Genomic DNA, 6,848 nt, shown 5'->3' on the forward strand with positions numbered 1-6,848 from the left:
AGCGTCAGACCACTCGATCACGCCACGCAGTCATTCGGCCCTTGCCTATTGCCCGAGTCCAGCGACAGCGTCTCCCGCAAACATCAATGCTTGATCTCACGTGAGGATGTCCAAAGCATGACCGGAAAGCTCGAACGCCGATCCACGTGCATCGCGCAGATCGGTTCCACCAAGGTTGTCGACTGATCCGACTCCTATTCCAAAGCGCGTTGGCAGCGCTTGTTTGTCGGCTTTCAGTCTGGCCGAGATCAGAGCAACTGCGCGCAGGTAAAATGCTGGACTCAAGACCAGCTGCCACCCGTCCCCGCGATATCGGGTGAACTTTGTGTTCTCGCCTGTGTACTCGCTCAGGAATTTTGCCGTTGCCGCAATATTTTCCATCGTCGCCTCAAGCTTGAGACGCGAGGCCTTGCTCGATCCGATAAGATCACCTGTAAGGACAGCATAGAGGAGTTCCATGTGCAGAGCATAGAGCTTGCACGCGAATATGCAAGTTAAAAAGCTTGCACTTTATAAATCAAGTTTTTTAGCTTGCACACAGGTAAGCAACCCCTCAGACTTGCCTACATGAACCCCAGTTCCAGCTTTGCCTCATCCGACATCATGTCCATTCCCCACGGCGGATCGAAGGTCATGTGCACATCGACATGCTTGACCCCGGCCAAAGGTTCCACCGCGTCTGCCACCCATCCCGGCATTTCGCCCGCGACAGGGCAGCCGGGCGCGGTCAGCGTCATGGTGATGTCGACAGCGTTCTCTGGGCCGATCTCGATGGTATAGACCAGACCCAGATCATAGATGTTCACTGGGATTTCCGGGTCAAAGACCGTGCGGCAGGCCTCGACCACCTGCTCGTAAAGCGGGTGGTCCGTGGTGGACGGCTTGATCAGCGGCGCGCCTTCGATCTGGTCCGGCATGGAGGTCATGGCTGGGGTTTCCTGCAATCGCCCGAGTTGTTGAGCAATTATATAGGGATTACCCCGCCATTGGTCCAGAGGCCTCGCAAAGTCGCTTAGAACGGAATTTCGTCATCCATGTCGGACCGCCCGCCCGCAGGCGCGCCCCCGCCAGAAGTGCCCCCCGACGTGCCGCCCGAATAGCCGCCGCGGCCGCCAGATGCCGGGGCCTGTCCGCCGCCCTGACCGCCGCCAAACTCGTCATAGCCGCCGCGATCGTCATAACCGCCACCGGCGCTGGCACCGCCCGATCCGCCGTCGCGCCCACCCAGCAGGGTCAATTCACCCCGGAACTGGCGCAGCACGATTTCGGTCGTATAGCGGTCGGCACCAGACTGGTCCTGCCATTTGCGGGTTTCCAGCTGCCCCTCGATATAAACCGTGGAGCCTTTCTTCAGATATTGCTCGGCAATCTTGCCCAAGGGTTCGTTGAAGATCGCCACCGAATGCCATTCGGTGCGTTCCTTGCGCTCGCCCGTGGCCTTGTCGCGCCAGTTTTCCGAGGTGGCGATCCGCAGGTTCACCACCTTGCCGCCGTTCGGAAAGCTGCGCACCTCCGGGTCGCGGCCCAGATTGCCGACGATGATGACCTTGTTGACCGATCCCGCCATGATGCTCTCCCTGATTCCGTTCGGGGGCAGCATTGCCGCCCTATGGTTAATGATCGGTATAGACAGGCCGGTCGCACGCTGCAACTCGCCTTGACGCTGGACCGTGGGGCCGGCACTGCGGCAAAGCACCGGCGAAACGCCGCCGAAGCGGTTGGGTGGGGTAGGGAATGCCCAACGATTCACGGCTGGAAAAGTGCCGCCAATCCCGTATAGTCACCGCTGGTGTCGGGATGGGTCGGGACATGCTTCGGTTTGCAATCATATCTGCCCTGGTTTTGGCAGCAGCACTGCTTGCGCCTGCAAAGCCAGTCCTTGCCGAAGGTCTTGACCTGACCAGTTCAACCAAATCCCGCACCGCGATCTTCAAGTCGCAAGGCAAGCTGCTGGAAGGCAAGCTGGCCAAGCAATACAGCGGCTCGGTCCGGTTGACGCCGAAGGCCAAAAAGGGTGCGGTCGCGGACGAAGGTCTGCCGACCTACGGCGGCAGCTACAAGGGCGAGTATCTTGAGGTGGCGCGCGCGCTGGCACGCAAGCACGGGGTGCCCGAAGACCTGTTTTTGCGGCTGGTGCAACAGGAAAGCGGCTGGAACCCCGGCGCCTTGTCGATCAAGGGCGCGCGCGGGCTGGCCCAGCTTATGCCCGACACCGCGGTGGCGCTTGGCGTCGACATCAACGATCCGGAACAGAATCTGGAAGGCGGCGCGCGCTATCTGCGCATGATGTTCGACAAATTCGGCAGCTGGAAGCTGGCGCTCGCCGCCTATAACGCCGGGCCGGGCGCGGTCGAGGAACATGACGGCGTGCCACCGTTTGATGAGACGAAGAACTACGTGCTGGCCATCCTCGGCTGATCTCGCTTGCGCCCGTCAGACTGAGACGCGCTCGCCCAACTCCACCACCCGATCGCGTGGCAAGTGATAAAAGTCCGATGGGTCGGCGGCAAGCCGTGACAACATCGCATAAATCCGGTCGAGTAAGCGTTTCACCCCAAACGGGCCAGACACAATCGGACGTCGACGCCCGAGGAAAAAGCTGGAGCGCATTACGTCGAACTTTAGCCCGGCCTTGCGCGCATGCGTCATCGCCCGCGAGACATTGGGCGTCTCCATAAAGCCAAATCGCAGCGTAATGCGCCCGAAACGCGCATTCAGCGCCTCATAGCTTGCCCGCTCCTCCGGCTCCGCGGTCGGGGTGCGCAGGGTCTCGATGGTCAGGATCACGTTCATCTCATGCAAAACCCGGTTGTGCTTGAGATTGTGCAGCAGGGCCGAAGGCACCACATCGGGATCGGGGCTCAGAAAGAACGCCGTTCCGGGCACGATGTGCGCCGATGTCTTGGCCATCGATTTCACAAAGCCGGGCAGCGGCACATGCTGGCGCAGCGCGCGGGTCAGAACGCTTTGCGTGCCGCGCCACCAGGCCCACATGATCACGCCTACCAGCAACGCAATCGCCAGCGGCACATAGCCGCCGTCAGCAACCTTCGTCAGGTTCGAGGCAAGAAAAACCGCCTCCAGCGCAAAGATCGGCCCGGTGACCAGCACGGCAACCGGCCATGACAAAATCTTGGATTCGATGAGGTAAAGACAGGCGAGCGTCGTGGTAACCAGCATCGTGCCGGTCACCGCAATCCCGTAAGCCGAGGCAAGCGCTGCCGAAGTCTTGAAGCTCATCACCAGCCACAGCACCCCGAACAGCAAGATCCAGTTGATCGCCCCGATGTAGATCTGCCCGCTTTGGTTGGCCGAGGTGTGGCGGATGGCCAGCCGTGGCAGCAAGCCCAGCTGTATCGCCGCCCGCCCCATGGAAAACGCGCCCGAGATCACCGCCTGCGCCGCAATCACCGTGGCCGCAGTGGCCAGCAGCACCAGAAACGGCAGCATCGCCTGCGGTGCCATCGCAAAGAACGGGTTGCGCAGGGTTTCGGGGTGCGTCAGCACCAGCGCGCCCTGGCCCAGATAGTTCAGCACCAGTGCCGGAAACACCAAAACGATCCACGCGGTGATGATCGGCTTGCGCCCGAAATGGCCAAGATCGGCATACAGCGCCTCGGCCCCCGTTACCGCCAGAAACACCGCGCCAAGCACGGCAAAGGCGATCATCTGGTTGTGCAAAAGGAATGTCAGACCCCAAACCGGATTGAACGCCCGCAGAACCTCTGGGGCAGCAATCGTGTGCCAGATGCCCAGTCCGGCAAGCACCAGAAACCAAAGTACGGTGATCGGGCCAAAGGTTCCTGCAATCGTCGCTGTCCCCTGCCGTTGGATCATGAACAAAGCGAAAAGAATGCCCATGGTTACCGGCACGACCAAGGTTTTCAGGGCGGGCACTACCAGCTCGGCGCCCTCCACGGCAGACAGCACTGAAATCGCCGGAGTGATGATCGCATCGCCGAAAAACAGCGCTGCGCCGATGATCGCTAGCGTCAGGATCGGAACTGACCGGCGACCAACTGCCAGTCGTACCTTGGTATAAAGCGCCAGCACCCCGCCTTCGCCACGGTTGTCGACGCGCAACAGAAAGCTCACGTATTTGACTGACACGATCAGGATCAGTGTCCAGATCAACAGCGACAGCAGGCCCAGCACATCGGCCTGCCCGACGGCGCCACCTTGGCTGACCGAGGTCAGCGCCTCGCGGAATGCATAGATCGGGCTGGTCCCGATGTCGCCGTAGACCACGCCGACGGCCCCGATCACCAGCGCTGCAAACGGCTGTGGTGCCGGCTGCTCGACCGGCTCTTCGGTTTCGTCGCGCAGATAGTCCGCGATATCCAGCTCGGCTTCATCAAGCTGGTCAAACGGTGGTCTGTCCGTGCTTTTCGGGATCGGCGAATTAGGTTCTATCATGCTTTACCGGGGGCGCGGAAACCGGCAGACACCGGTTTCGGTGGGCTTGGGCAACCAAGCCATGGCAGGGGCGCGCGTCTGCTCCATAGGGTTACCGCAAGGCTGCGAACAAGCCACTCCCTACACCCGTTTGGGGGCACCCGGAAAGCTGATTGAACATGCCGGTCATGCAATACTGCCATGACCCTTCCAGGATCAAGCGCTACTCTGCCGCCATTTTGATGACCGGCTCCATCTTGGCCAGAATATCCAGCGACAGGTGGCACTTGATGTTATGCCCGCCCTCCAGCACTTGCACGGGAGGCATTTCGCGGTCGCACAACCCATCCGGTACCTGAGATTTCCAGCGGCAGCGCGTCTGGAACGGGCAGCCGGGCGGCGGGTTCATTGCCGACGGAATGTCGCCGTCCAGCACGATGCGTTTACGGATCACCTTGGTGTCGGCAATCGGAACCGCTGACAGCAGCGCCTCGGTATAGGGGTGGTAGGGCGGTTGGAACACCTGATCGGTGGTGCCCATTTCCACCACATGGCCCAGATACATCACCATCACCCGGTCAGCGAGGTAGCGCACGATCGACAGGTCATGGCTGATGAACAACAGTGTCGTCTTGTTTTCGCGCTGGATGTCCATCAACAGGTCGGTGACGGCGGCCTGAACGCTGACGTCAAGCGCGGACACCGGCTCATCCGCCACCACCACCTTCGCGCCGCCCGCAAAGGCCCGCGCGATGCCGACGCGCTGCTTTTGCCCGCCCGACAGTTGCCGTGGCATCCGTTCGGCAAAGGCACGCGGCAGTTTCACCAGATCCATCAGCTCCAGCATCCGCGCGTGACGTTCCGCGTCTGATTTGCCGAAGTGAAAGATTTCCAGCGCCCGGATGATCTGGCGCCCCACCGTCATCGACGGGTTCAGCGTGTCGAACGGGTTCTGGAATACCATCTGCACCGAACTGACCATATCGGTATTGCGCTGCTGGATCGGCGTCGATTGCACGTTTTCGTCAAACAGCAGGATCGAGCCGGAGGTTGCCGTTTCCAGCCCCATCAACACCTTGGCGAAGGTTGACTTGCCACAACCGCTCTCGCCCACGATGGCCAGAGTTTCGCCCTCGCGGGCCTCGAAGCTCAGCGTCTCGTTGGCCTTCACGACTTTCTTCAAGCCGCCACCAAACGCCCCGGAAGAAACCGAGTAATATTTCTTCAGATCCTCCATCTTCAGCACGACCTTGCCGATGGCGGCCTTTTCCTTCACCGCACGCTTGGCGGGCGGGGCGTTCCAGTCGATCTCTTGCCACTTCACGCAGCGGCTTTCATGCCGATCGCTGTCCGGGACCTGCGACATCGGTACATCAGCGGCATTGCAGCGCCCGTCCTGAAAGTAATCGCAGCGCGGGCCAAAGTTGCAGCCTTTCGGTCGTTCGTGGGGCAGGGGGAAGTTACCTGGAATCGAGATCAGCGGCCGCGAATTCTTGTCCGCCCCCGGCAGCGGAATCGAGCGGAACAGCGCCTGGGTATAGGGGTGGCGCATTTCGTTGAAAACTTCGGTCACCGCCCCGGTTTCCACCGCCTCGCCGGAATACATCACGCAGATCCGGTCGCAGACATCCATCACCAGACCGAGGTTGTGGCTGATGAACAGCATCGAGGTGCCGTATTTCTCGCCCAGATCCTTCACCAGATCGACGATCCCGGCCTCCACCGTCACGTCAAGCGCGGTGGTGGGTTCGTCGAGGATCAGGAGCGCGGGCTTCGACATCAGCGCCATCGCAATCACGATGCGCTGCTGCTGGCCGCCCGAAAGCTGGTGCGGATAGGCGTTGATGATACGGTCGGGGTCGGGCAGGCGCACGTCGGCGACGATCTGGCGGGCCAAAGCCCAGGCCTCGTCTTTTGACATGCCTTGATGGATCATCGGCACTTCGGCCAGCTGCGCGCCGATCTTCATCGCCGGGTTCAGCGACGCCATCGGTTCCTGGTAGATCATCGCGATTTCCGACCCGCGGATATGGCGCAGCTCGTCGTCGCCCATATGGGTCAGATCGCGGCCCTTGAACTTGATCGAGCCGGCAACGATGCGACCGTTCTTGCCAAGATCGCGCATCACCGCCAGCGCCACTGTCGACTTGCCGCAACCGCTCTCGCCGACCAGCCCCATCGCTTCGCCCGCCATCACGGTGCAGGAAAAATCCATCACCGCCGGGATTTCGCGCAGGCGGGTGAAGAACGAGATCGACAGATGGTCAATCTCGAGAATCGGTTTGGATGGGTCCCAGGCGGTATCGGATGCGGTGTTCATGGCAGCCTCGCTTTTGCTCGGGGGGCGGGACCGGGGGTTTCACACCCCCGGACCCCCGTGGGATATTTGGGGAAGAGGAAGTCCATCAGTCTTTCAGACTTTCTTCGCGCAGGCCGTCGGCCAGAAGGTTCAG

6 protein-coding genes are annotated in these 6,848 nt (G+C 61.1%); 1 reads left to right on the top strand and 5 read right to left on the bottom strand.

Annotated elements, in window-relative coordinates; all coding sequences use genetic code 11:
• Nucleotides 1-96: 96 nt before the first annotated feature.
• The 3 genes from RMO18_RS06955 to ssb all read right to left on the bottom strand — a co-directional run bounded on the left by RMO18_RS06955 (nt 97) and on the right by ssb (nt 1,567).
• Complete coding sequence (locus RMO18_RS06955; protein WP_309664791.1) at nt 97-459, bottom strand: hypothetical protein; 363 nt, start codon at nt 457-459, stop codon at nt 97-99.
• 104 nt (nt 460-563) lie between these two features.
• Nucleotides 564-926, bottom strand: coding sequence for an SUF system Fe-S cluster assembly protein (locus tag RMO18_RS06960; RefSeq protein WP_309664792.1), 363 nt, complete (start codon nt 924-926; stop codon nt 564-566).
• 86 nt (nt 927-1,012) lie between these two features.
• On the bottom strand, nt 1,013-1,567 hold the full coding sequence (gene ssb / locus RMO18_RS06965; RefSeq protein WP_309664795.1) for a single-stranded DNA-binding protein: 555 nt from the start codon (nt 1,565-1,567) through the stop codon (nt 1,013-1,015).
• Nucleotides 1,568-1,809: 242 nt separating this feature from the next.
• Here ssb and RMO18_RS06970 point away from each other — a divergent pair, with 242 nt between their 5' ends.
• Nucleotides 1,810-2,418 carry a lytic transglycosylase domain-containing protein gene (locus tag RMO18_RS06970; RefSeq protein WP_309664796.1) on the top strand — a complete coding sequence of 203 codons (609 nt, stop codon included), beginning with the start codon at nt 1,810-1,812 and terminating at the stop codon, nt 2,416-2,418.
• Nucleotides 2,419-2,433: 15 nt separating this feature from the next.
• Here the strand turns inward: RMO18_RS06970 and RMO18_RS06975 are convergent, their stop codons facing one another.
• Together RMO18_RS06975 and RMO18_RS06980 are read right to left on the bottom strand one after the other, a co-directional pair.
• A complete protein-coding gene (locus tag RMO18_RS06975; RefSeq protein ID WP_309664797.1) occupies nt 2,434-4,416 on the bottom strand; it encodes a potassium transporter Kup in 1,983 nt (660 codons plus the stop codon).
• A 202-nt stretch (nt 4,417-4,618) separates the two neighbouring features.
• Nucleotides 4,619-6,715, bottom strand: a complete 2,097-nt coding sequence (locus RMO18_RS06980; RefSeq protein WP_309664798.1) for an ABC transporter ATP-binding protein — start codon at nt 6,713-6,715, stop codon at nt 4,619-4,621.
• Nucleotides 6,716-6,848 lie beyond the last annotated feature (133 nt).

Origin of the sequence: Tabrizicola sp., assembly GCF_031377265.1 — a bacterium.
In the GTDB taxonomy this organism is placed as follows: Bacteria; Pseudomonadota; Alphaproteobacteria; order Rhodobacterales; family Rhodobacteraceae; genus JAUYQR01.